Source organism: Ruegeria sp. CH8, from assembly GCF_056536985.1.
In genome coordinates, this window is record NZ_JBQFQR010000002.1 from 12,744 (window position 1) to 35,880 (window position 23,137).

Consider the following 23,137-nt stretch of genomic DNA (forward strand, 5'->3'; position numbering starts at 1 on the left):
AACAGCGACGTCGTTGGCCAACACGTGGCCAATACTTAGCGAGGTGAATATACAGCCTCGCAATTACTCGTTACCGGCTGCAACAGCCGCCACTCACTCACAAAATCCCTGCATATCTGAGGGATAGCCAATTTATGACATTTCAATTATGACTGGAGTATGGGAAATTTCTTTTCCCTTTCCCCCACAAGGGCAGATGTTGTGGGGGATACAGGCAGAAAAGGTGAAAACATGGCAGATATCGGGGCCTATCTGAAAAAACACACCGAAGCATTGGTCAAAGATGTCGGCATTGAAGCGGCATGCGATATCACCGGAAAATCCAAGGCGACACTTGGACGGTATTACTCAGACAATGCCGAACACACGGACCGGTTTATGCCGGTGGATGCTGTGGCCCGGCTTGAGGCCGTTTCGACCTACCCGCATGTGACCTCGGCGCTGGCGGATCTGAAAAACATCACCTTGTCCTATGACGGTCGCAACACGGATACACCGCGTACTGGCGGGGTGAACTCGGACGTCATCGCCCTGAGTCAACGGTTCGCGATGTTGATGACCGAATATCAGGCCGCCATCGAAGACGGTATCATCACCGTGAACGAGGCCAAGCGCCTGCTGAAAGAAACCAGCCTTTTGCAGCAGGTTCTGATCGAGATGAAGCTGCATCTGGAAGAGGAAAGCGTGAGCTGAAGCTCGCGCGCATTGGACCTTGTTGGTCGCTTGCTAGTGTTCAGTCACGTCGAATTGCTACGATGCCTTGGCTTGTTCGCGATGGCGGGCCAGAGGGGAAGGAATACAGCCGCTCAACCTCGAACCCTGCAGTTTGCAACAGGCCGGTGATTTCGTCCTTGGCAAACGTTCGATGCCGCCATTGAAGCCAGATTATAGCGTTGCACCAATGCGGTTTCGAAACGACAAGGTAAAGGCGACCATTCGGGCGCAAGTGATTTCGCATTTGCTCAAGCGCTATCAAAGGATCGTTGCAGTGCTCAAGGACGTGGGCAGCCAAGGCGATGTCTGCTGAATTTTGGGTAGAGTTCCCTAATACGTTCTGAACTAACGTGGGCTCTACACCGCGTGCGCGCAAAGCGGCCTGACCTCGCTTTAGCATTGCTCTGCTCGGATCAAGCAGGGTCAATTCTTCAGGAGGTCCGTAGACTGCGACCCATGCCTCGGCAAAAGCAGCTGTTCCTGCTCCGATGTCGATGACGCTGGTACCCGCAACTGGGTTTGAACGTGGCGAGGATAGAAAACCAAGATAAGCGTCGTAATATCCCAACGTGCGCATCTTGTCCCGCCACCGTGGTGCGGCGGCGTCATAGCGAGGCGTAGTTTCTGCGGATGTGTGCGCCATCATGAATGGCATGCCACAAATGAAGTATCAAATCCAGACACTGCAAGCCCGGCGGCGTCCGGGTACAATGCAGTTTACAGCCGTTTTAGTCGTGCCTTTTCACGATCACCGACCCAACAGAATACCCCGCTCCGAACGAACAGATCAGCCCGACATCGCCGTCCGTCAGATCATCCGAGTACTTGGAAAACGCAATGATCGATCCGGCGGAGGACGTGTTCGCATAGTCTTGCAGGATGTTGGGTTGCTCACCGGCCTCGGGCTCGCGGCCCAGCACCTTTTTACCGATAAAATCGTTCATCGTCTTGTTGGCCTGATGCAACCACAGGCGCTTGAGGTCGCTGCTGGTCAGCCCCTCGGCCTCCATGTGGTCTGAGATGTGTTTGCTAACCATGGGCAGCACTTCCTTGAACACCTTTCGACCGTTCTGCATGAACTGCATGTCGCGTCGATCAACCACTCCGGCGGGGCGCGAGCGGCGCAGGAAGCCGTTGTTGTTGCGGATGTTGTTCGAAAACGACGTGGCGCAGCGGGTTGAGAGGATTTCAAAATGCGGGCCCTGCGCGTCTTCGATCCGTTCGACCAGCGTGGCCGTCGCCACATCGCCAAAGATAAAGTGGCAGTCGCGGTCGCGCCATTCCAGATGGCCCGAACAAATCTCGGGGTTCACCACCAGCGCCGACCGCACCGAACCCGAGCGGATCATGTCCGCTGCTGCCTGAATGCCGAACGTGGCCGAGGAACAGGCGACGTTCATATCGAATCCGAACCCTTTGATGCCCAGAGCCTGCTGGATCTCGATCGCAATCGCCGGATAGGCGCGTTCATGGTTAGAAGCAGCGCAAATCACGAGATCGACATCCTCGGCACTGCGACCGGCCTGCGCCAGTGCTTTTTTGCAGGCGTCCACCGCCATTTCGGTCATGATGCCCGGCTCGTCATCGCTGCGCTGGCGCAGCAGGGGGTGCATCACGTCGGGGTCCAGAACGCCAGATTTGTCCATCACATAGCGGTTCTCGATGCCCGAGGCCTTGAGGATGAACTCTTCGGACGAATGCTGCATCGGCTCCACCTCGCCCGCCGCTATCGCGTCGGCATTCGCGGCGTTTTGCTTGTCTGCATAGGCGTTGAAGGCGGCGACAAGCTCGGCATTGGTGATGACGCTTTCGGGGGTGAAAACACCGGTGCCGGTGATAGCGGGCGTATACATGGCTGGTCCTGGACGGTTCGAGTTTGCCTAAAATGCAGTCACAGCAAGGTTTGATCAAGGTATGGTGACCTTACGGAATGCGCGGGCTTTAACCTATTTCAGCTTCATATCTTGAATAGTTCATAATTCGAAGTATATGACCAGCCTGACTCATCCGGAGGGTTCGCATGTCAGACGATATCAGCACCAGGCTTGGCCGTCTCAGCCCTGAAATTCAGGCCATCATGGGGGTGTATGCGCTGTATTGGAAGCTGGAAGAGGCCTTCGACTGCGTCGAAACTGATCTCAGCCATCTCGAGTGCCACATGCTGATCAAACTGGATCAGCCAAAGCGCATGGGTGTTCTGGCTGCTGACATGCTGACCGTCCCGTCGACCATCACGGCAACGGCGGACGGTTTGGAAAAGGCCGGGTTGCTGATACGAGAACGCGACCCGGAAGACCGCCGAGCCTGGCTGCTGGTTCTGACTGAGCAGGGCCAAGAGATGCGCAACATGCTGGTGTCCGTGGCCGGAGACCTGTTCCATCGCGCTTCTGGTCTGGATGCGGAAGAAACTGCCCAATTCGCGCGATTGGCGCGCAAAATCCGAGACAACATTCTGAAAACGGGAATTCCCGAGGGACTGACGAAATGAAACTCCTCACTGTACTGAGCGCGACCCTGTTCGCGCTGGCGACCACGGTAGTGGCACAAGGCACGGCCAAACCCGTTAAACTGATGCTGGTGCAGGAAACCACGCCTGGGTTTTCGCGGCAGTTTTTCGGGCGCGTTGCCGCCCGGCAGACTGTTGACCTCGCCTTTCAGGTATCCGGTCAGATCGTGGAAATGCCGGTGAACGAAGGTTTTGTGATCCCCAAGGGCGAGTTGATCGCGCAGCTTGATCAGGCACCGTTCCAGCGCCGCTATGACCGGGCCGTGCTGCAAAAGGACCAAGCAGATCGGACCCTGGCCCGCCTGTCGCGTCTGCGTGGAACGACAGCCAGCCAGGTGGCCGTGGATGACGCGGAAACCGCCGCGCAACTGGCAGAGATTGCCGTGCGCGATGCAGAGTACGATCTGCAGCACGCTACGTTGTCCGCGCCGTTTGATGCGCTGGTCTCGAGTCGGGCGGTCGAAGCCTTTACGACGGTGTCGGCCGGTGCGCCCATTGTCCGCATCCACGACATGTCTGAGTTGCGGATCGAAGTCGACGTACCTGAAATCCTTTTCCAGCGATCTTCGCAGGAAGACGACATCACAATCACCGCAAAATTCCCCGTCAGTGACGAAGTATTTCCCCTTCAAATCCGCGAGTTCGATGCCGAAAGTTCAAGCGTAGGTCAGACATTTCGCATTCAGTTCGGCCTGACGCCGCCTGAGGGTTTGCAAATCCTCCCCGGTTCGTCCGTGACGGTGAATGTCCAGGTTCAGGATGCCCGCACCGGCATCATCGTTCCGGCCTCGGCCATCGTTGCGGATGCTGACGGTGCACTGGGCGTCATGATGTTCTCGCCAGTTGGCGCCGATGAGGGAACCATCCGTCACGTACCTGTTACCATTGAGCCGACCCAAACGGGTGACGTTCGGGTGCTGACCGGCCTGTCTGATGGCGATGAGATTGTTGTCGCCGGAGGCGGTGCGCTGACCGATGGTCAGGCCGTGCGCCGCTTTGCCGGTTTCGCGAACTGAGGGCTGACAGATGAACATCGCACGCGCCTCAATAGACCGGCCGCTTTATACTTGGCTGATAATCCTGTTTGCCCTGTTTGGCGGTATCTGGGGGTTCATGTCGCTGGGCCGTCTGGAAGACCCGGCCTTCACCATCAAAAACGCCGTCATCGCAACCCAGTACCCGGGGGCTACGGCGGAACAAGTGGCGTTGGAGGTTTCGGAGCCGCTGGAATCCGCCATTCAACAAATGGGTGAAGTCGATACAATTACGTCGGTCAACCAACCCGGTTTTTCGCTGATCGAGGTCGAGATCAAGTCGACCTATGACGGCACGGAGTTGCCGCGTATCTGGACCGAACTGCGCGCCAAGATGCGCGACGCGGCACGGAGCCTGCCTCCGGGTGTTGGCGCACCTTTGGTGAATGACGGGTTCGGTGATGTGTTCGGCCTGTTTTATGCCGTCACCGCTGAGGGCTTTTCAGACGCCGAGAAACACGAACTGGCCACCTTTCTGCGGCGCGAGTTGCTGACCGTTTCCGGTGTCGCCGATGTCGAAGTGATGGGCCTGCCGCAAGAGGCGATCTTTGTCGAACCCGATCTGGCCATTTCGGTGAACCAGAATGTGCCGATCCAGACTATCAACGAAGCCATCGCCAACGCGGATTCGGTGAACGCGTCGGGGTCGGTCCGGTCCGAGAATGACCGGACCACGATCCTGACGGCCGAAGGGTCAGACACCGTTTCAGCCATTGCCGGGCTGTCCGTGGGCTCGCAGGGGCAGGTGATCAACCTGTTCGACATGTCCCACGTGTTCCGGGGCCGTCAGACCGATCCGGATGTCATGATCCGGTTCAATGGCGCCGAGGCGTTCACGCTGGGTATCGCTGGCCTGTCGACGGAGAACATTGTCGAGGTCGGCCAACGCGCCGATGCCAAGCTTGCCGAGTTGGATTCTCAGATTCCCTTTGGTGTCGAAATCCTGCCAATCTACCAACAGCATGTGGTGGTCGAGCAGGCCTCGAACGATTTCCTGGTGAACCTCGCGATGTCCGTCAGTATCGTGGTCGCGGTTCTGGGCATCTTCATGGGCTGGCGCGCGGCGGTGGTTGTGGGCTCAACCCTGTTGCTGACCGTTGTCGGAACACTGCTGTTCATGTCGATCTTTTCGATCGAGATGGAGCGAATCTCGTTGGGCGCCTTGATCATTGCGATGGGGATGCTGGTCGACAACGCCATCGTTGTGGCTGAGGGAATGCAGATCGCCATGCTACGCGGCAAGAATTCGCGCGATGCAGCGGATGAGGCGGCGTCCAAGACGCAAATCCCGCTGTTGGGGGCGACGGTGATTGGCATCATGGCATTTGCCGGGATCGGCCTCAGCCCCGATGCGACGGGGGAGTTCCTGTTCTCGCTGTTTGCTGTAATCGGCATCTCGCTGATGCTCAGCTGGGTGCTGGCGCTGACCGTGACGCCTTTGTTAGGGCACTACTTCTTCAAACAGGGCAAGGAGGGCGCGGTTGATGCCTATGGCGGCATCATGTTCCGCGTCTACGGGGCGATTCTGCGTTGGTCGCTGCGGATGCGCTGGCTGGTGATTGCCGCCTTGGTCGGGGTCACGGTGGCCTGTTTCGCGGGCTTTGGTCTGGTGAAACAGCAGTTCTTCCCGGACTCGAACACGCCGCTTTTCTTCGTGCACTACAACCTGCCGCAAGGCACGCCGATTGCCCGCACCGCCGAAGACATGGTCGTGTTCGAAGACTGGCTGGCCGAGCGTGACGATGTAGTGTCCGTCGCAACCTTCGTCGGGCAGGGCGCGACCCGGTTCCTGCTGACCTATTCGGCGGAAAAACCGAACCCAAGCTATGGTCACATGATCATTCGCACCAACACGCTGGAGGACATTCCGGCGCTGCAGGCGGATCTTGAGGCGTTTGGCCAGGCTCAATTCCCCGAAGGCCAGTTCCGCACCAAGCGGCTGATTTTTGGTCCGGGCGGCGGTGATCCGGTTCAAGCTAGGTTCTCGGGCAGTGACCCCGCGGTTTTGCGTGAACTGGCCGACGCGGCGGTGCTGAAAATGCGCGAGGCCTCGCCCAATGCGCTGAATGTCTATCACGACTGGCGCGAGCAGGAACTGGCGGTTCAGCCGATCTATGCGACCGAGCGGGCCCAGACAGCAGGTGTCTCACGTGAGGACATTGCGGCAACGCTTCAGTTCTCGACGGACGGGATTACCGCTGGTGAATTCCGCGAGCGAGATCGTTTGATCCCGATCATCTTGCGCCGCCCAGCGGACGGGGATTACTCGATCGTCGATCAGGTCGTGTACTCGGACGAGTCGGAGCGGTTTGTGCCCATTGAACAAATGGTTGACGGGTTCGAATACAAGTCGCTCAACACGCTGGTCCATCGACGTGACCGGGTGCTGACGATCACCGTGGGGGCTGACATTCCGCCTGACATGACGGCAGCTCAGGTCCATTCGGAAGTGCGTGCTGCCATCGAGGGCATGGAACTGCCGCCGGGCTACCGGATGGAATGGGGCGGTGAGTTCGAAAACGCCGGTGAAGCCAATGAAAGCCTTGGGCGTCAGCTGCCGCTGAGCCTGCTGATTATGGTGCTGATCTCGGTGCTGATCTTCAACGCTATCCGCCAGCCGATCATCATCTGGCTGCTGGTGCCGATGTCGGTGAACGGGGTGGTGATCGGCCTGCTGGGCACTGGCTTGCCGTTTACCTTCACCGCGCTGCTGGGCTTGCTAAGCCTTTCGGGGATGCTCATCAAGAACGGCATCGTTTTGGTCGAGGAGATTGATCTGGTCCGCGCGACCGGCAAACCTCTGCGCGAGGCGATTGTCGAAGCCTCGGTCTCGCGTCTGCGCCCTGTGATGCTGGCGGCGATCACCACCATTCTGGGGATGGCACCGCTGCTGACGGACGCGTTCTTCCGGTCCATGGCGGTGACGATCATGGGCGGTCTGGCCTTTGCCACGATCCTGACGATGGTTGCGGCGCCGGTCTTTTATCTCGTGTTCTTTGCGCGGGATGAAAAGCGCGAGGCCGCAGCGGCCTGACGAATACCGGGCGGCTGTTTTCAGTCGCCCGGGTCTTCTGCCGGGTCGTAGTGGTAGTAAAAACAGGACAGCTTGTTGCCATCCGGGTCGCGCAGATAGGCAACATAGAAATCGGGCGCATAGCGGTCCCGCGTACCCGGCGCCCCTTCGTCAGTGCCGCCGTTTTCCAGCCCCGCCGCGTGAACCTGCCTGACCTGCGCGGCGCTGTTGGCGGGGAAGGCCATCATCGTGCCATTCCCTACGCTGGCGGCGCTGCCGTCAAAGGGCGTACAGATCCAAAACCCGACACCGGCGTTAGGTTCGGTTCCCCATCCCGCGCTATCTTTGGTCCATCCCGGCAGGCGGGGCTGCTCCAGAACGGCAAAGATCGCGTCATAGAACCGGATGGCCCGTTTCAGGTCATTGGTGCCGTATGTGGTGTATAGGCGCATGGCTGTCCCGTTGGTTTCAGGACCGCATCATGCAGCTTGCATACCCACAGGAACAGTGAAAACAGCGCCAAAGGCCGCGTCAGATCAACGGAACCAGCGGTACATCACAAGCGGCCAGCGTCATCAGGGTGGCGAATACCATAAACCTGAGCATTTCTTGTTTCCTTCTGCTCGTCTGCAGAAAAGATGCACGCCCGAAGACTCGGGGTCAACGGGCGCGTAAAATGTCTTGCATTTAAGCGGGTTCGGGCCGGTCAGCCCTGCAGCGATTTCACCTCGACATCCCCTTCGGCCTGCGCCTTGATCGCCAGCGCGGCGGCGTGGCTGGCGGCAGCGGTGGTGAAATAAGGGATCTTGTCATAGAGCGCGATCGAGCGGATGGACTTGCTGTCCTCAACCGCCTGCGCGCCTTCGGTGGTGTTCATCAACAGTTGAACCTGACCGTCTTTCAGCATGTCAACGACGTCCGGACGGCCTTCATAGACCTTGTTCACCACGTCGCAAGGCACACCCTGATCCGCCAGCCAGCTTTGTGTGCCACGCGTTGCGACCAGAGTGAAACCCTGTTCAACCAGCACCTGAGCGGCTTCCAGCATCGCAGGGGTTTTGTCGGCATCCTTGATCGAGATGAACGCACGCCCCAAGGACGGCAGAACCATACCGGCCCCCATCTGCGCCTTGAGGAAGGCGCGCGGGAAGTCGCGGTCCCACCCCATGACCTCACCGGTCGATCGCATTTCCGGGCCCAGAATGGTGTCGACGCCGGGGAATCGGGCGAAAGGCAGCACTGCCTCTTTCACCGAGAACCACGGCATGTCCGGGTCGGCCAGCGTCATCTGGTCGGCGATCTTGGTGTCCTGACCTTCCTGATAGGGTGGGCGCTGCGGGAAGTTCGCCAGTTTTTCACCGGCCATCACGCGTGCGGCGATGGACGCAATCGCGCTGTCGGTTGCCTTGGCGACAAACGGCACGGTGCGCGATGCACGCGGGTTCACTTCGATCAGGTAAATCTCATCGTCCTTGATAGCAAACTGCACGTTCATCAGGCCGACAACGTTCAGCGCCTTGGCCAGTTTGAACGCCTGATCCTTGATCTGCTCAATGATCTCTTTCGACAGCGAATAGGGCGGCAGCGAACAGGCCGAGTCGCCGGAGTGGACGCCCGCCTCTTCGATATGCTGCATGATGCCTGCAACGTGTACGTCGGTGCCGTCGCACAGCGCGTCGACGTCCAATTCAACCGCACCGGCCAAGTAGCTGTCCAGCAGAACCGGGCTGTCGCCCGAAACCACAACGGCCTCGTTGATATAGCGTTTCAGTTGTTCCATATCGCGGACGATTTCCATCGCGCGGCCGCCCAGAACGTAAGAGGGGCGGATGACCAGCGGGAAGCCGATGTCTTCGGCAATCGCCAGCGCCTGTTCGTCGGTCGAGGCGATGCCGTTTTTGGGCTGTTTCAGGCCCAGATCGTTGACCAGGGCCTGGAACCGTTCACGGTCTTCGGCCAGGTCGATGGCGTCCGGCGTGGTGCCGAGGATTGGAATGCCTTCTTCTTCTAGCGCGTTCGCCAGTTTCAGCGGGGTTTGGCCGCCGAACTGAACGATCACACCGTGCAGCGTGCCGTTTTCCTGTTCCTTAGTCAGGATTTCCATGACGTGTTCGAAGGTCAGCGGCTCGAAATACAGGCGGTCCGAAGTGTCATAGTCAGTCGACACAGTCTCGGGGTTGCAGTTGACCATGATGGTCTCATATCCCGCCTCGGTCAGCGCGAAACAGGCGTGGCAGCAGCAATAATCGAACTCGATGCCCTGACCGATCCGGTTCGGGCCGCCGCCGAGGATAACGACCTTCTTACGATCGCTCGGACGTGCCTCGCATTCGACCTCACCCATCATCGGGGCCTCGTAGGTCGAATACATATAAGGCGTCTGCGCTTCGAACTCGGCGGCGCAGGTGTCGATGCGTTTGAACACAGCCTTGACGCCCAGGTTGCGGCGGGCGCGGCGCACGTTGTCTTCATCACGCCCGGTCAGGTTGCCAAGACGCGCGTCGGTAAAGCCCAGCATTTTTAGTTTGCGGATGCCTTGCTCGGTCATCGGCAGACCGTCTTTGCGGACCTGACGCTCGGCCTCGATGATCTCGCGGATTCGGGCGAGGAACCATGGGTCAAACTTGGTGACCCCGAAAATCTCGTCATCAGACAGCCCGTGACGCATGGCTTGCGCAATGGTGCGCAAACGGTCGGGGGTCTGCTGGCTGATCGCTTTGATCACGGCGGCCTTGTCATCGGCTTCGTCCCAGAGGCCGACGTTCAGGCCGGGGATTTCGATCTCATCAAAGCCGGTCAGACCCGATTCCATCGAGGCCAGAGCCTTCTGCATCGATTCGTGGATGGTGCGGCCAATGGACATCGCCTCACCCACCGACTTCATCGCGGTGGTAAGGTAGGGTTCGGACCCCGGGAATTTCTCAAAGGCGAATTTCGGGATCTTGGTGACAACATAGTCGATGGTCGGCTCGAACGAAGCGGGCGTGACCTTGGTGATGTCGTTGTCCAGTTCGTCCAGCGTATAGCCGACGGCCAGTTTGGCGGCGATCTTGGCAATCGGGAAACCGGTTGCCTTGGACGCCAGCGCGGACGACCGCGACACGCGCGGGTTCATCTCGATCACGACCATACGGCCATCGACCGGGTTGATCGCCCATTGCACGTTCGATCCGCCGGTTTCGACGCCGATTTCACGCAACACGGCAATCGAGTGATTGCGCATGATCTGGTATTCTTTGTCTGTAAGCGTCAGGGCCGGGGCAACTGTAATCGAGTCACCGGTATGTACGCCCATCGGGTCGACGTTTTCGATGGAGCAAACGATGATGGCGTTGTCAGCAGTGTCACGCACCACCTCCATCTCGTACTCTTTCCAACCCAGCAGGCTTTCGTCGATTAGGATCTGGCCAACGGGCGAGGCATCCATACCCGAACGGCAAATATGAATATAATCCTCGCGGTTATACGCGACACCACCGCCGGTGCCGCCCAGAGTAAAGGCGGGGCGGATGATCGCGGGCAAGCCCACTGTTTCAAGAGTATCCAGGGCCAATGCCACGCCGGCGTCCAGATCTTTCTTGCCGGTGTCGTCCTTTGGGGCGGTCACGATCTCGGCCTTGGGGTTTTCGATGCCAAGACGGTCCATCGCCTCGCGGAACAGAGCACGGTCTTCGGCCATTTCGATGGCGTCGCGTTTGGCACCGATCATCTCGACACCGAATTTTTCCAGCACGCCCATTTCTTCCAGCGCCAGCGAGGTGTTCAGGCCGGTCTGTCCGCCCATGGTGGGCAGCAGGGCGTCGGGGCGTTCTTTTTCAATGATCTTGGCAACAACTTCGGGGGTGATCGGCTCGATATATGTGGCGTCCGCCAGCCCGGGATCTGTCATGATCGTGGCCGGGTTTGAGTTCACCAGAATGACCCGGTATCCTTCTTCGCGCAGCGCTTTACACGCCTGTGCGCCGGAATAGTCGAACTCGCAGGCTTGACCGATAACAATGGGGCCAGCCCCGATGATCATGATCGACTTGATGTCGGTTCTTCTCGGCATGGCCACATTCCTTCGATTGTTCGCGAGTCAGGGCGCCCCCAAGCGCCCAAATTGTCCTGCGTTATAGGGACCGCGCGAAAAGGTTCAAGGGGTATCGGAATTGGGGGTGAAATTGCCGCTTTCCCCTCTTTCCCTTGCCGCCCGATCCTCTATACCGCGCAACACGGCAAATGAGGATGCAATTGCGTATTCGTTTTGATCAGGGGCCGGCCGGGCCTGGAACCAGTTTCGAGCGGCCTGCCAATGTGATCCGCGCAGACAAGGCGGAAGACGTGCCCCACGCGCTGGCGGCGCTGGATGAGGCGCGCGCCGAGGGGGCGTGGCTGGCAGGTTATGCCAGCTATGAACTTGGCTATGTGCTGGAACCCCGCCTGACCGACCGTCTGCCGGACGATCGCCGCCTACCTCTTTTGTGTTTCGGAGTCTTTGGAGAGCCAGTCCAGCGTGATCTGCCTGCGGCTTCGGGCGGTGTCACCGGTTTCGAACCGCGCTGGGATGAGGCGCGCTACACAGAAGCCTTTCAGCAGGTTCACGATGCTATCGGCGCGGGCGATATCTATCAGGCCAACCTGACCTTTCCCATCGATCTGACGGTCGAAGGCGACAGTGCCGCGCTTTATGCCGCTTTAGCTAGCGGACAGCCGGTAGGTCACGGCGCGCTGGTTCAGCAGGATGGTCTGCCCGATTTGCTCAGCCGCTCGCCCGAGCTGTTCTTTCGCACCGATGCCGACCGGATGATCGAAACTCGCCCGATGAAGGGCACCCAACCCCGCAGTGAGGATATGGCCGAGGACGCGCGCCGCCGTGCTTTTCTGTCGATCGACGAAAAGAACCGGGCCGAGAACCTTATGATCGTCGACCTGCTGCGCAACGATATCAGCCGCGTCGCGCTGCCCGGATCGGTCAAGGTGCCTGAACTGTTCAAGGTCGAGACCTATGCCACCGTGCACCAGATGATCTCACTGGTGCAGGCGCAGTTGCATCTGGGGGCCGAGCTGTCTGATATTCTGATGGCGCTGTTTCCCTGTGGTTCGATTACCGGAGCGCCGAAAATCCGCGCGATGGAGATTCTGTCTGACCTAGAACCCTGGCCCCGCGATATCTATTGCGGCGCCATTGGCTGGGCTGCACCCGACGGTCGGTCCGAGTTCAACGTAGCGATCCGCACGCTGATGGTCGAAGATGGTTCGGCCACACTGAACGTTGGCGGCGGCGTGGTCTGGGACAGCACGGCCCCATCCGAATATGAGGAAGCGCTATGGAAAGCCCGCTTTGCCCACCAACTGACGCTGACTTCCGCCTGATTGAAACGCTGGCTTTTCGGCCGGGGCAGGGATTTGTGCGGCAGGACCGGCATCTGGCCCGCATGGAGCGTTCGGCCAACGCGTTTGGGTTTCCCTTCGATGACAGGGTGGCCGTTGAAAAGCTGGACGCAGTGGTCGGCGCATCGCCGCTGCGCTGCCGTTTGACGCTGGCCGCAGAGGGGCAGCTGGACGTGACGACCGGGGCGCTGGCCGACAACCCCCCGGTCTGGCGCGTGGCGATTGCTCAGACACGCCTGAATGCAGATGACATCTGGTTGCGGCACAAGACAACCCAACGTGCGCTCTATGACAGCGCCCGTGCGTCCCTGCCGAAAGGGATCGACGAGGTTTTGTTCCTCAACGAACGCGATGAGCTTTGCGAAGGCACCATCACCAACCTATTTCTGCACATGCCCGACGGTCGTCACCTGACGCCTGCTTTGTCCTGCGGCGTCCTGCCGGGCATTCTGCGCGAAGAACTACTGGATAATAAACAGGTTACCGAGGTCACCCTGACCTTGACCGACCTGAAAAACGCATCAAAAATCTATATGGGAAATTCGTTGCGTGGTCTGATCCGGGCGGAGTTAGCAGAACAGTGAGCAAACAAACCGATTGGGTGGACAGCGCGGTCCCGCATCTGCGATTGCGACTGGAATTCGGGCTGTTCTTCATGGCCGTGCCGGTGCTGATTGCGGTGTTTTTCCCTCCGAACTGGATGTTTCCGTCGCTGTTTGCCTTCACGGCCATCGGCATTGTGCTGCTACACTACACACCCGGCTTTTCCTGGGCCGAACTGCGATACAACTGGCGCAACTGGTCTTGGGGCGAAGTGGCGCTGTTTGCAGTTGCAATGACCTCATTCTGTGCCGCGCTTGTGATGGCCGCCCGGCCCGAGGCTGCGTTCTTTCTGCTGCGCAACCGGCCCGAGTTTCTGTTGATCATCTGGCTTGGCTATCCGCTGTTGTCGGCCCTGCCACAGGAGCTTTTGTTCCGCTCGCTGTTCTTCCGTCGCTATCACGCAATCCTGCCGAACGGGCGCGCGGCTTACCTGCTGAACGCGGCGTTGTTTTCGCTGGCGCACCTGATGTACTGGAGCTGGATCGTCGCCGCCATGACCTTTGCCGGAGGGCTTCTGTTCACCTGGGCCTATCGCAAGCGCGGATCGTTTTTCTATGCCGTCCTGCTTCACGCGATCGCCGGGAACATCATCTTCGCTGCGGGTCTGGGCATCTATTTCTACTCGGGCAACGTGCAAAGGCCGTTTTGAGCGGTATACCCGCCTTGACTTTCCAAGCCTGACGGGGTGTATCGGCGCGACGAATTCTGCGCCCGAAGGGATATGATCCATGCACGCCTATCGCAGCCACACCTGCGCCGCTCTGACCGCCGCCAATGTTGGTGAAACCGTCCGCCTGTCCGGTTGGGTGCATCGTGTCCGAGATCACGGCGGCGTGCTGTTTATCGACCTGCGCGACCATTTCGGCGTGACCCAAGTTCTGTGCGACGGCGACAGCGCGGCCTTTGCCGAGCTTGAGAAGGTCCGCTCCGAGTGGTGTATCCGCATCGACGGTAACGTCAAAGCGCGTGACCCTGAGTTGGTCAACCCAAAGCTACCCACCGGCGAGATCGAAGTTTACGTTCGCGAACTGGAAGTGCTGGGCGCTGCCGACGAGCTGCCGCTGATGGTCTTCGGCGATCAGGAATACCCCGAAGAAACCCGCTTGCGCTATCGTTTCTTGGACCTGCGCCGCGAAGCGATGCAGCAGAACATGACACTGCGCTCGGATGTTGTCGCCTCCATGCGTCGCCGCATGTGGGATCAGGGATTCCGAGAGTATCAAACGCCGATCATCACTGCATCATCACCCGAAGGCGCGCGTGACTTTTTGGTGCCGTCGCGTCTGCACCCGGGCAAGTTTTACGCGCTGCCGCAGGCGCCGCAGCTGTTCAAACAGCTGATCATGGTTTCGGGCTTCGACAAGTATTTCCAGATCGCGCCGTGCTTCCGTGACGAAGACCCGCGCGCCGACCGCTCGCCCACCGATTTCTACCAGCTCGACCTCGAGATGTCGTTTGTCGAGCAGCAGGACGTGTTCGACACCATCCAGCCCGTGCTGACCGGTGTGTTCGAAGAGTTCGGCGGTGGCCGCAAGGTTGATCAGGACTGGCCGCAAATTTCCTACAAGGACGCGGCCCTGTGGTACGGCACCGACAAGCCGGACCTGCGTAACCCTATTAAATTGCAAGTGGTCTCAGACCACTTCCGCGGGTCTGGCTTCGCGATTTTCGCGAAGCTGTTGGAGCAGGAAGGCACCGAGATCCGCGCCATCCCGGCGCCAACCGGTGGCAGCCGCAAATTCTGTGACCGCATGAACGCTTTTGCGCAGAAAGAGGGTCTGCCCGGCATGGGCTATATCTTCTGGCGCGATCAGGGCGAGGGGATGGAGGCCGCAGGCCCGCTGGCCAAGAACATCGGCCCCGAGCGGACCGAGGCGATCCGTCGGCAGCTGGGTCTGGGCATAGGCGATGCTGCGTTCTTCTTGGGCGGCAAGCCGAAAGCCTTTGAAAAGGTCGCAGGCAAGGCGCGTGACGTGATCGGCGACGAGCTGAACCTGACCGAGAAAGATCGTTTTGCCTTTGCCTGGATCGTGGACTTCCCGATCTATGAGCAGGACGAGGAAACCGGGGCGATCGACTTTGAGCACAACCCGTTCTCGATGCCGCAGGGCGGTTTGGAAGCCCTGAACGGCAACCCGCTGGACGTGCGCGGCTATCAGTATGACCTGGCCTGTAACGGGTATGAGCTGGTTTCGGGCGCGATCCGGAACCACAAGCCCGAGATTATGCTGAAGGCGTTCGAACTGGCAGGCTATGGCGAGGACGAAGTCAAATCCCGCTTTGGTGCCTTGTTCAGCGCTTTCCACTATGGCGCCCCGCCACACGGTGGCTGTGCTGCCGGAATCGACCGTATCGTGATGTTGCTGGCCGACGAGGCCAACATCCGCGAGGTCATGATGTTCCCGATGAACCAACGCGCCGAAGACCTGATGATGGACGCGCCCTCCGATCCGACCTCGGATCAGTTGATGGAGTTGGGATTGCGTATCATCCCGCAGGATTGATCAACGGCCCGTCGCAGACCCTGCGGCGGGCTTTTCTTTTGAATCACTCTCTGGGAAGGTGTGTTTCAAGGGCATTGCCGGCACGACATGCGAGCGTTTGCGTTCTGTCGCCGCACATGTGGGGCAGGGGAGCGCGCCACGCGCGTCTCGGATGTTCCTCGCCGTTGTTCTGGTCTGAAAATAGACCCAGTTGCTCAGGATTGTGGCGGTCAGAAAGTAAGCTGCCACCATCTCAGATTGCCTCACGCTGTTCCAGCCGCGCCTGAACGATACCCGCAACCTGCGCGGCCAGAGCGGTGACGGGCGTGCCACATGCACGCGATTCCGCCAGCTTTTGTGCCGCATCGGCCAGAATCGTATCTTCGGCATCGCGGGCAACGCCGCGCAGGAATTGCGCCGCATAGTCCAATGTTCGGTGATCGTTCGGCCCGGCCAGAACGTCCGCAATATGAGCCATGTCGTCCTGATACGCCATCGGATCGGGGCGAATGACCTCATCCTTCACCGCGTGCAGGCTGTTGGGGCGGCGATCCTCGGGTAAGCTTTCCAGAATGAACTTCTGAAAGTAGGAAAGCGATTTTAGAGGTTTGTGTAAGAAACCATCGGCCCCTGCCTGTAGCGCAGAGTCCTGTGCATCCTCATCCCCGGACATCCCAAGAATAGCACCGATACGCGGGCTGGCCTCGGTCAGTTCGGCGATCAATTCGGCGCCCGAACCATCCGGCAGGCCGATATCCACCAGAATGACCGACGGGCGATAGATCTGCAGGTGACGCCGCGCCGAGGTTAGGCAATCTGCGCGCCGGATGCGGGCGCCGCTGTGCAGGCACATCAGCCGGATCGCGTCACAGGCAAAGCGGCTGTCTTCGACAACCAGAATGGTTTGACCCAGCAGAGGCCGCATGGCCGTCGGCTGCGCGGGAGAGGCGAAGGGGCTCGAATCGTCCATAACAGAACTCCTAATCAGCAGATGCCTCACGCTAGGAAGTTCTGGCTAACACGACGTTAACGGCAATTTGGCGCACTTGTTCTTTGACCAAACAGCCCCCATAACCGCTGCAACGCAGAACGGAGGAGAATTCCATGATTGGTCGTCTGAACCATGTCGCCATTGCCGTGCCCGATCTTGAGGCCGCATCCGAGCAGTATCGCAGTGCACTGGGTGCCAAGGTCGGCGCACCGCAGGACGAACCAGATCATGGTGTGACCGTGGTGTTCATCGAACTTCCCAACACCAAGATTGAACTGCTCTATCCGCTGGGCGATGACAGTCCGATCAACGGCTTTCTGAAAAAGAACCCGGCTGGCGGCATTCACCACGTCTGTTATGAGGTCGATGACATCATCGCCGCCCGCGACCACCTGAAGGAAACCGGTGCCCGCGTTCTGGGGTCGGGAGAGCCCAAGATCGGCGCGCATGGCAAGCCGGTGTTGTTCCTGCACCCCAAGGATTTCAACGGCTGCCTGGTCGAGTTGGAACAGGTCTGATCCAAGCGAGGCTGTTATGACGATCACCGCTGCACTGGTCCTGTTTGCCGTCATCTGGTTCCTGACGCTGTTGGTCGTGCTGCCGATCCGTATCAAGACGCAGGGTGATCTGGGCGATATCGTTCCTGGCACCCATGCGGGTGCGCCGGAAGTGCATCATATGAAGAAAAAGCTCTGGATCACCACCGGGATTTCGGCGGTGCTCTGGGCGATCATCGCGGGGATCATCATCTCGGGCGTGATCTCGGTGCGCGATTTCGACTGGCTGAACCAGCTTGAACCGCGCGAGTAAGCGTCAGGGCGTAGGCCCTGACAGCTTGTGGTAGATATGGGTGAAGGTGGCGGCCCCAAGAATCGGGATCACCAGATTCACCAGAGGCACCGACAGCGGGATCGCCATCAGGGTGCCAGCCAGCCAGATTGTGGGCATATGCTTGGCGCGCAGTTTGCGCGCGCCGTCCCGCCCGACGCGGCGCATGGCGGCTAGCGTGAAGTACTCCCGCCCCAGTAGGAACCCGTTCATTGCCCAGAAAATAAAAGGGGCCAGCGGCGTGAAGATCGCATAGAGGATCAGTGCCAACAGGTTCGCAACGATCAGCACGCCCATGAAACTCAGCGCGTCGCGCAATCCGTCGCTGAACGGAATTCCGGGTACAGAGGGCAGGGAAGGATAGTGCTTGTCCTCGACCGCCTGCGCGACCTCTTCCAGAAACATCGAGATGATGGCCGAGGCGACCGGCATCATCAGGAACACCGGCAGGATCAGCACCGCGAAGATGCCGGAATAGTTCAACACGTCGTTCAGCCACGGCACGGCACCGATCCAGGGCAGAGAAATCTCATCACCGGATAGCCAGTTGATCAGCCAAATTGCTCCGGCACAGGCCGCGAATAGCAGAGCAATCGTCAGGCCTACACCGCGCAACAGGACGGCGCGGAACCTGGGGTCTCCGATCTGGCCAAGCGCTGCGAAGAACGCGTTGAGGATCATCATTCCGAAACCCACTCGGTCAGCGCCGCGATATCGGGGCGGGGGCGTTCCGGTGGGGCTTTGCCTTCGGTGGCAATATGGATCAGACCGGCGACGCGTTCGTTATCCTGCAGCCCAAAGGCCTGACGGCAAAATTCGGCGTCATGGACTTGCCAACCGGACAGCCAGTTCGCGCCCCAACCAGCCGCCAGCGCGGCGTTCAGAAGGGCCAGACAAACGGCGCCCGCGGAATAGGTCTGTTCGATGGCCGGGACTTTTTCCGACGGCTTCTGAACCTCGATCACCGCGACGGCCAGATGGCCCATGTCGAACTGGCTGCGGGCCTTTGCGATGTCCTCGGGGGCTTTGCCGAGCCGCGTGCCGCAGTCCTGCGTCAGCTCCGACAGGCGGTCCATTGCCCCGTTTTCAAGCACGATAAAGCGCCAGGGTTCCAGCTTGCCGTGATCCGGGCTACGGGCGGCGGCAGTCAGCAAGGGCAGCAACTCTTCCCGTGTCGGTGCCGGAGCCACCAGTGTTTTCGCAGGGCGCGACCGGCGCGATTGCAGAAATTCCAGGGCGGCCGGGTTTTTCAAGGACATATGTTAACTTCCTTTACATAGGCAGACTGTATCTGGTTGAGCCTCTGGCGCGTTTCAAGGGCAAACAGCTGGAGATGCGGGATCAATTTCATTCCCCGGCCCCCCATGCAAGAGTGTTTGCAAGCAAGAAGACGAAGATGGCGAAACCTAAACTGCGCGATGTGCCGGATTTAAGCGCCCATGCCATACCCGGCACGGTGATTCCGGTCCGGGTGACGCCCAAAGCAGCGAAGGACAGCGTTGCGTTGGACAAGGGTACGATCCGCATCACCGTGACCGCTCCTCCCGAAAACGGCAAAGCGAATGACGCGGTGCGCCGGATACTGGCCGCAGCCATGGGGGTGGCCCCGTCCGAGCTGACCCTGAAGCAAGGGCAGACCGCGCGGGACAAGCTGTTTGTCTATGCGTCCTGATCCGGCCTTTCGTGGATCTGATACACACCCTCGGGCAAGTCTAGCGCGGCGGCCAGATCGCGCACCTGTTCAGGCGACAGGGTTATCTTTTGAACCTGGTCCGTACGAGGATCAAATTGCTCAAGCGTCACACATTCGGCGAAGCTGTTGATGACGACATCCTCTTGCAAAGGCTTGGGGCCTTCGTCCACCAGAGTAATGACTGTCGAGTCGAATTCATGCTCAATCGAAAACATGAAGCCAAAGTGCAGGGCGTTGGTCGGCATTGCAACCCGTTCCCTTGCAATCCCGTGGTGGCAGTCCCGCTCGGGGCACGCTAAGGTTTTCGAACGGGATTGCCGTTTCAAAGGAATATGAATGCGCCGTCTGACCTATTTGCTGTTTCCTTTGGTGCTGGCGGCCTGCAGCGCCGGTGTCTTGCGCGTGCAACCAGCGGCGGAATGGTCGCAGGATTCGGGAGAGTTCCAGGTCGACGCGGCAACTTTTCAGCAGATCAGCCGCAAAGTTGGCAAAGAGGCCCGCGCCGAATGTTTGCGTCAGGGGCGAGTCAGCAATTGTGACTTTACGATTCTGGTAGATCTGAACCCTCGTGCCCCGGCAAACGCGTTTCAGACTCGGGACAACAAAGATCAGCCTGTGATCATTTTTACGCGCTCAATGATCCAATCGGCGAAGAACGCCGATGAACTGGCATTCGTTATGGGACATGAAGCGGCACATCATGTGTTGGGGCATATCGACCGACAGTCTCAAAACGCGCGGGAAAGTGCGGCAATCTTTAACGACCTAGGCGAACTGTACGGTGAGAATGGGAAAGACCTTGAACGCACACAGAAACTTGGGGCCGAGGTAGGCGTGCAGGTAAATGTAAAGGCGTTTGAACTGGAGGCGGACCAACTGGGGACGATCATCACCTACAATGCGGGGTACAACCCACTGATCGGGGCAAAGTACTTTGATCGTCTTCCCGATCCCGGGGACCAGTTTTTAGGGACTCATCCTCCGAATGCGGATCGGGTTCAGATTGTTCAGGATACGGCAAGGCAACTGGGTCTCACACAATGACCGCTCTGATACAGCTGGGTGTGATCCTGACGGACCGAGGGTCGAAATACGCCGTCTCGGGCGCGGCTGTCAGTACACGAGCGGATGTGGACGCCGTGCTGCAGGACCTCAAGACGGACAAGGCTTATGCCAAGGCCACGCACAACACCTGGGCGGCTGTTTTGCCCACCGGAGCGCTCAAGGCGGATGACGGCGAAAGTGGCGCGGGCATGGTAATCCTGCGCATGCTGGAACGCGCCGGGATGGAAAATCACGTAGTCATCGTCACCCGTTGGTACGGCGGCAAAAAGCTGGGTGGGGACCGCTTTCGCCGGGTGCAGGATGCCACCCGGGCCTATCTGGACCACATCGGAGTGGGGCCTTGACCTGAGTCAAAGGCTCAAATCGAGTGCTGAGCTATCCTGTTCCGGACGCGTGACAGGAAAGGAACTTCGATGCCCAACCGAGAAGCTCTGAAACTCCATGCCGGTCTGGTGGACCGGATGGCCTCCAAATTGGGGGTGGACCTGCAAGAGGCAGCGATCGGCGGTGACGTATCGGTCGATCAGTTGTCTGATGCCGTGTTGAGTTGCACGGACTGTCCCAACCCAGGCCATTGCCAGCAGTTTTTGGAACAATCCACCTTTGCCGCCCGAACGCCGGAGTATTGCAGGAATCAGGAATTGCTCAACAAATTGATGCCTTAACGATCGGAGAGTTCGATGTCGCAACTCGGAGAGATCATGACCCATTTGCGTCTTGTCCTGCGTATGGGGCGCGCGACTGGAACGGATATGGTAAAGGCGCATCAAAAAGGGCACCTGACCCAGCAGGACTGGGCTGAGATGATTCAATACTGTCGGGGCTGCAGCTGGGCCAACAAGTGCCCGGACTGGCTGGATAAACATGAAACCGTGGTCGGCGCTCCACATACCTGCAGAAATCAGCACCGGTTTGCCGCCCTGAAAACAACGCTAGAGCAGGAAAGCGTATGACACGTTGTGTTTTGGGAGAGGTAGAGAAGCACTTTTGGCTCACCCGATCTGTGGCGCGGTGTATGAAAATTTCGTTGACCGAGGCAATGGCCGACGGTCGTCTGACGCCGGATCGCTATTCCGAAATGGTGACCCGCTGCCGGGCGGCGAACTGCAGCGACCAATGTGCGGTCTGGCTGGCTGAACAACAGTCCGAGGCCGATGTGGCCCCGGAATTCTGCGCCAATGCCGATCAGATGAACGCGCTGAAAACCTGATCAGAGCTTGGAGTGAGACCCGTCACATAGCGGCGGTTTTGTGCTGTGTTTGCACCCACAGAAAAAGACCTTCTTGCTGCTTTCTGCGGTGTATTTGACCGGCTCGAACCCGGTGCCCTTGTGAGACCCGTCGCAAAAAGGTTGCCGCTTGGATTGACCGCAGGCGCACCAGAAATAGCTTTTTCCCTCGACCACCTCGACCGGGTATGGTTCCTTTTGCGCAATGCTGGGGCTGTCTGACATGTGGCTACTCCGTCTTTGGCTGATGTCCTTCACGTAGTGTAGAGCGATGCCGGGAAAACGGTAGCGTTTGGTCAGAAACTTTCGGTTTCATAGGAGGTTACCAGCATATATTCGCCATTACTCACAATCCTGTGATTGAATTCGTTGCAATAATGCAATCTTGGTCGTATCCTGACACCGGCCCCGGATTGTTGGGCAATATCAGGAAATTAATAAAGGAATGACGGACATGAAAATCAAATTTGCTGCCGTTGGTGCATTTGCCTTTGTTCTGGCTGCTTGCTCGCAGCAGGAAGAGCCCGCACCAGTTTACATCACGCCTGAATATGACAAGTACGGCACGCCGAGCTGCCCGGCAGGTACTGAACTGGCCACAACCGAAGCTGGTCAGACCGTATGTAACCCGGTCGCTCAATAAGAATTCCGCGGGCGGTTTTTCCTCAAAACCGCCCGCATATCTTCTGTGACGAGCCGCCCAAGGGGCGGTTTTTTCTTGTCTGCCGGACATATTTCCGGTTTCAGTTTCAGCCACTGAAAATCGAGGACAGATGAGATACTTTTTTACCCGCCTCAAAGACCGCACACGTTGGAGTTGGCAAGGTTTAGTCTCCACGTGGTGTTCGGAATACTCATTCCGTTCGTGGGTCTGGGCGAACCTATTGTCTGCGGTTCTGGCCTTTGGGTTACCACTAAGCGACGAAATTCGCGCTTTGATATTGGTATTGGGGCTGCTTGTTTTGGTGGCCGAACTGTTCAACACCGCTATTGAGCGCGCTGTTGATCACACCTCAACTGATCACAATGAACTGGCGGGTCAGGCGAAAGACGCGGCCAGTGCAGCAGTCGCCTTGACGGCTGTGGCCGCAGGAGTGGCCTGGATTATTGGATTTGTCAGCCTGTTCTAGGGCGCGTCACGGTTTCAGTACCTGCTGTGGCGAAAACCCCGCTGCGAAATGCCGTAGGTCTGTGGAATATGGTAGGGCGAAGCGAGCCTATTAGGGAAAGCTCTCACCGAACTGCGACGCTGTTTTTTGCGTTTGTTATAGTACGCTTTGGGCTTTGTTTTTTGATAATAAACCTTTGATTTCCCTTTGTGATGGTACGCATCTGGCTTGGTCTTGCGGTGATAAATAATGGGTGCGCCATAATAACGGTGCACATGGTGCTTGCTTCGCAAATGAAGGCTCACCGAATTGGAGTCGATGGTTATGAACCCACCAGAGCGAAAACTGTCGGCGACAGCAGGTACAGCGTAAAGCTGCACAGCCAGGAGCAGCGTTAAGAACTTCAGGCCAAAGAGGCGTAAACAGGACATTGGACCCTCCTTCACACAGGGCGGAATGTCCTGCCATCATCCACGAATCGATGGAGAAAGGCTAAT

Annotated in this window: 28 protein-coding genes; 18 read left to right on the forward strand and 10 right to left on the reverse strand. The window is 58.6% G+C overall.

What is annotated here, in order from left to right:
• Window positions 1-231: 231 nt before the first annotated feature.
• The gene (locus ACR0ER_RS02095) at window positions 232-693 is read left to right on the forward strand and encodes a hypothetical protein (RefSeq protein ID WP_170331922.1); all 462 of its coding nucleotides are present in this window, start codon (window positions 232-234) and stop codon (window positions 691-693) included.
• Between the two features lie 40 nt (window positions 694-733).
• On the opposite strand, the gene ACR0ER_RS02100 is transcribed toward ACR0ER_RS02095, so the two are convergent.
• Both ACR0ER_RS02100 and ACR0ER_RS02105 read right to left on the reverse strand, forming a co-directional pair.
• Complete coding sequence (locus ACR0ER_RS02100; RefSeq protein WP_480767520.1) at window positions 734-1,360, reverse strand: class I SAM-dependent methyltransferase; 627 nt, start codon at window positions 1,358-1,360, stop codon at window positions 734-736.
• 82 nt (window positions 1,361-1,442) lie between these two features.
• Complete coding sequence (locus ACR0ER_RS02105; RefSeq protein WP_480767521.1) at window positions 1,443-2,567, reverse strand: beta-ketoacyl-ACP synthase III; 1,125 nt, start codon at window positions 2,565-2,567, stop codon at window positions 1,443-1,445.
• A 167-nt stretch (window positions 2,568-2,734) separates the two neighbouring features.
• On the opposite strand from ACR0ER_RS02105, the gene ACR0ER_RS02110 reads away from it, so the two are divergent.
• The 3 genes from ACR0ER_RS02110 to ACR0ER_RS02120 are packed head-to-tail and all read left to right on the forward strand — an operon-like array spanning window position 2,735 to window position 7,288.
• The gene (locus ACR0ER_RS02110; RefSeq protein ID WP_170331916.1) at window positions 2,735-3,202 is read left to right on the forward strand and encodes a MarR family winged helix-turn-helix transcriptional regulator; all 468 of its coding nucleotides are present in this window, start codon (window positions 2,735-2,737) and stop codon (window positions 3,200-3,202) included.
• The gene (locus ACR0ER_RS02115; protein ID WP_480767522.1) at window positions 3,199-4,236 is read left to right on the forward strand and encodes an efflux RND transporter periplasmic adaptor subunit; all 1,038 of its coding nucleotides are present in this window, start codon (window positions 3,199-3,201) and stop codon (window positions 4,234-4,236) included. The genes ACR0ER_RS02110 and ACR0ER_RS02115 overlap by 4 nt, the downstream gene beginning before the upstream one ends.
• 10 nt (window positions 4,237-4,246) lie before the next feature.
• Window positions 4,247-7,288 carry an efflux RND transporter permease subunit gene (locus ACR0ER_RS02120; RefSeq protein ID WP_480767523.1) on the forward strand — a complete coding sequence of 1,014 codons (3,042 nt, stop codon included), beginning with the start codon at window positions 4,247-4,249 and terminating at the stop codon, window positions 7,286-7,288.
• 20 nt (window positions 7,289-7,308) lie between these two features.
• Here ACR0ER_RS02120 and ACR0ER_RS02125 read toward each other — a convergent pair whose 3' ends face one another.
• Window positions 7,309-7,719, reverse strand: coding sequence for a VOC family protein (locus tag ACR0ER_RS02125; protein WP_480767524.1), 411 nt, complete (start codon window positions 7,717-7,719; stop codon window positions 7,309-7,311).
• A 254-nt stretch (window positions 7,720-7,973) separates the two neighbouring features.
• Window positions 7,974-11,318 carry a carbamoyl-phosphate synthase large subunit gene (gene carB, locus ACR0ER_RS02130; protein ID WP_480767525.1) on the reverse strand — a complete coding sequence of 1,115 codons (3,345 nt, stop codon included), beginning with the start codon at window positions 11,316-11,318 and terminating at the stop codon, window positions 7,974-7,976.
• Window positions 11,319-11,494: 176 nt separating this feature from the next.
• Here carB and ACR0ER_RS02135 point away from each other — a divergent pair, with 176 nt between their 5' ends.
• From ACR0ER_RS02135 to aspS, 4 genes are all read left to right on the forward strand, one after another.
• Window positions 11,495-12,622 (forward strand): aminodeoxychorismate synthase component I, encoded by a 1,128-nt coding sequence (locus ACR0ER_RS02135; protein ID WP_480767526.1) that lies wholly within the window; start codon window positions 11,495-11,497, stop codon window positions 12,620-12,622.
• Window positions 12,577-13,224 carry an aminotransferase class IV family protein gene (locus ACR0ER_RS02140; protein ID WP_480767527.1) on the forward strand — a complete coding sequence of 216 codons (648 nt, stop codon included), beginning with the start codon at window positions 12,577-12,579 and terminating at the stop codon, window positions 13,222-13,224. The genes ACR0ER_RS02135 and ACR0ER_RS02140 overlap by 46 nt, the downstream gene beginning before the upstream one ends.
• Window positions 13,221-13,892 carry a CPBP family intramembrane glutamic endopeptidase gene (locus tag ACR0ER_RS02145; protein ID WP_480767528.1) on the forward strand — a complete coding sequence of 224 codons (672 nt, stop codon included), beginning with the start codon at window positions 13,221-13,223 and terminating at the stop codon, window positions 13,890-13,892. Before ACR0ER_RS02140 ends, ACR0ER_RS02145 begins: the two co-directional genes overlap by 4 nt.
• A 79-nt stretch (window positions 13,893-13,971) precedes the next feature.
• Window positions 13,972-15,747, forward strand: a complete 1,776-nt coding sequence (gene aspS, locus ACR0ER_RS02150) for an aspartate--tRNA ligase (RefSeq protein ID WP_480767529.1) — start codon at window positions 13,972-13,974, stop codon at window positions 15,745-15,747.
• 232 nt (window positions 15,748-15,979) lie between these two features.
• Here aspS and ACR0ER_RS02155 read toward each other — a convergent pair whose 3' ends face one another.
• Window positions 15,980-16,696, reverse strand: a complete 717-nt coding sequence (locus tag ACR0ER_RS02155; protein WP_170331901.1) for a response regulator — start codon at window positions 16,694-16,696, stop codon at window positions 15,980-15,982.
• Window positions 16,697-16,830: 134 nt separating this feature from the next.
• Here ACR0ER_RS02155 and mce point away from each other — a divergent pair, with 134 nt between their 5' ends.
• A complete protein-coding gene (gene mce, locus ACR0ER_RS02160; RefSeq protein WP_480767530.1) occupies window positions 16,831-17,235 on the forward strand; it encodes a methylmalonyl-CoA epimerase in 405 nt (134 codons plus the stop codon).
• A 16-nt stretch (window positions 17,236-17,251) separates the two neighbouring features.
• Window positions 17,252-17,527, forward strand: coding sequence for a DUF1467 family protein (locus ACR0ER_RS02165; protein WP_170331899.1), 276 nt, complete (start codon window positions 17,252-17,254; stop codon window positions 17,525-17,527).
• 3 nt (window positions 17,528-17,530) lie between these two features.
• On the opposite strand, the gene ACR0ER_RS02170 is transcribed toward ACR0ER_RS02165, so the two are convergent.
• Both ACR0ER_RS02170 and ACR0ER_RS02175 read right to left on the reverse strand, forming a co-directional pair.
• Complete coding sequence (locus ACR0ER_RS02170) at window positions 17,531-18,226, reverse strand: EI24 domain-containing protein (RefSeq protein WP_480767778.1); 696 nt, start codon at window positions 18,224-18,226, stop codon at window positions 17,531-17,533.
• Window positions 18,226-18,804: a nitroreductase family protein gene (locus ACR0ER_RS02175; protein ID WP_480767531.1), complete on the reverse strand. Its 579-nt coding sequence runs from the start codon at window positions 18,802-18,804 to the stop codon at window positions 18,226-18,228. Before ACR0ER_RS02175 ends, ACR0ER_RS02170 begins: the two co-directional genes overlap by 1 nt.
• 137 nt (window positions 18,805-18,941) lie before the next feature.
• Here ACR0ER_RS02175 and ACR0ER_RS02180 point away from each other — a divergent pair, with 137 nt between their 5' ends.
• Window positions 18,942-19,217: a DUF167 domain-containing protein gene (locus tag ACR0ER_RS02180; protein ID WP_480767532.1), complete on the forward strand. Its 276-nt coding sequence runs from the start codon at window positions 18,942-18,944 to the stop codon at window positions 19,215-19,217.
• Here ACR0ER_RS02180 and ACR0ER_RS02185 read toward each other — a convergent pair.
• Window positions 19,205-19,453 carry a hypothetical protein gene (locus tag ACR0ER_RS02185; protein ID WP_170331988.1) on the reverse strand — a complete coding sequence of 83 codons (249 nt, stop codon included), beginning with the start codon at window positions 19,451-19,453 and terminating at the stop codon, window positions 19,205-19,207. The two genes, ACR0ER_RS02180 and ACR0ER_RS02185, sit on opposite strands and share 13 nt — an antisense overlap.
• Window positions 19,454-19,574: 121 nt before the next feature.
• On the opposite strand from ACR0ER_RS02185, the gene ACR0ER_RS02190 reads away from it, so the two are divergent.
• The 5 genes from ACR0ER_RS02190 (at window position 19,575) to ACR0ER_RS02210 (ending at window position 21,513) form a co-directional block, all read left to right on the forward strand.
• On the forward strand, window positions 19,575-20,282 hold the full coding sequence (locus ACR0ER_RS02190; RefSeq protein WP_480767533.1) for a M48 family metallopeptidase: 708 nt from the start codon (window positions 19,575-19,577) through the stop codon (window positions 20,280-20,282).
• Window positions 20,279-20,647, forward strand: a complete 369-nt coding sequence (locus ACR0ER_RS02195) for a YigZ family protein (RefSeq protein WP_480767534.1) — start codon at window positions 20,279-20,281, stop codon at window positions 20,645-20,647. Before ACR0ER_RS02190 ends, ACR0ER_RS02195 begins: the two co-directional genes overlap by 4 nt.
• Before the next feature lie 69 nt (window positions 20,648-20,716).
• Window positions 20,717-20,968 (forward strand): DUF6455 family protein, encoded by a 252-nt coding sequence (locus ACR0ER_RS02200; protein ID WP_480767535.1) that lies wholly within the window; start codon window positions 20,717-20,719, stop codon window positions 20,966-20,968.
• Window positions 20,969-20,983: 15 nt separating this feature from the next.
• The gene (locus ACR0ER_RS02205; protein ID WP_480767536.1) at window positions 20,984-21,256 is read left to right on the forward strand and encodes a DUF6455 family protein; all 273 of its coding nucleotides are present in this window, start codon (window positions 20,984-20,986) and stop codon (window positions 21,254-21,256) included.
• Window positions 21,253-21,513: a DUF6455 family protein gene (locus ACR0ER_RS02210; RefSeq protein ID WP_480767537.1), complete on the forward strand. Its 261-nt coding sequence runs from the start codon at window positions 21,253-21,255 to the stop codon at window positions 21,511-21,513. Before ACR0ER_RS02205 ends, ACR0ER_RS02210 begins: the two co-directional genes overlap by 4 nt.
• Here the strand turns inward: ACR0ER_RS02210 and ACR0ER_RS02215 are convergent, their stop codons facing one another.
• Window positions 21,514-21,756: a CDGSH iron-sulfur domain-containing protein gene (locus tag ACR0ER_RS02215; protein ID WP_480767538.1), complete on the reverse strand. Its 243-nt coding sequence runs from the start codon at window positions 21,754-21,756 to the stop codon at window positions 21,514-21,516.
• Window positions 21,757-21,985: 229 nt separating this feature from the next.
• Here ACR0ER_RS02215 and ACR0ER_RS02220 point away from each other — a divergent pair, with 229 nt between their 5' ends.
• Window positions 21,986-22,174, forward strand: a complete 189-nt coding sequence (locus ACR0ER_RS02220) for a hypothetical protein (RefSeq protein ID WP_170331882.1) — start codon at window positions 21,986-21,988, stop codon at window positions 22,172-22,174.
• 130 nt (window positions 22,175-22,304) lie between these two features.
• Window positions 22,305-22,661: a diacylglycerol kinase gene (locus ACR0ER_RS02225; protein WP_480767539.1), complete on the forward strand. Its 357-nt coding sequence runs from the start codon at window positions 22,305-22,307 to the stop codon at window positions 22,659-22,661.
• A 14-nt stretch (window positions 22,662-22,675) separates the two neighbouring features.
• Here ACR0ER_RS02225 and ACR0ER_RS02230 read toward each other — a convergent pair whose 3' ends face one another.
• Window positions 22,676-23,071, reverse strand: coding sequence for a hypothetical protein (locus ACR0ER_RS02230; protein ID WP_480767540.1), 396 nt, complete (start codon window positions 23,069-23,071; stop codon window positions 22,676-22,678).
• Window positions 23,072-23,137: the final 66 nt, after the last annotated feature.